Origin of the sequence: Methanococcoides sp. NM1 (assembly GCF_900774285.1) — an archaeon.
In the GTDB taxonomy this organism is placed as follows: domain Archaea; phylum Halobacteriota; class Methanosarcinia; order Methanosarcinales; family Methanosarcinaceae; genus Methanococcoides; species Methanococcoides vulcani.
Window position 1 is genome coordinate 1 of sequence record NZ_CAAGTW010000035.1, and the last position, 442, is coordinate 442.

The window sequence follows — 442 nt, forward strand, 5'->3', positions numbered from 1 at the left end:
CTCCAAATCGACTCCAATACTGGATACTACCATGCGAGATGGTTCACGTATCAATATCACATTCGGTCACGACATCAGTCCTAAAGGAAGCTCATTTTCTATACGACGGCAAAAGAAGGTTCCATTGACTCCTCTGGACCTTATCGCATGGGGAACATTCTCTTCTGAGGTTATGGCGCATTTCTGGCTTTACATGGAGAATGGAAAGAATATTCTCATGTGTGGTGGGACTGCTACTGGGAAGACCTCCGCATTGAATGCTATCTGTATGTTCATACCTTCAAGTACCCGTATTGTTACACTTGAAGACACACGTGAGGTCCAGCTACCTCATGTGAACTGGATCCCCACCGTCACAAGGGAGAGCTTCAACCGTGATGAAGTGGGAAGTATTGAACTTGAAGCCCTGCTAAAATCCTCCCTCAGGCAACGTCCTGATTAC

At 46.4% G+C, this 442-nt stretch carries 1 protein-coding gene; it reads left to right on the top strand.

Translation table 11 applies throughout. The features are described from left to right. Nucleotides 1-442 (top strand): type II/IV secretion system ATPase subunit (locus tag E7X56_RS11630; protein WP_167879542.1); only part of this gene is annotated, 442 nt, incomplete at both ends.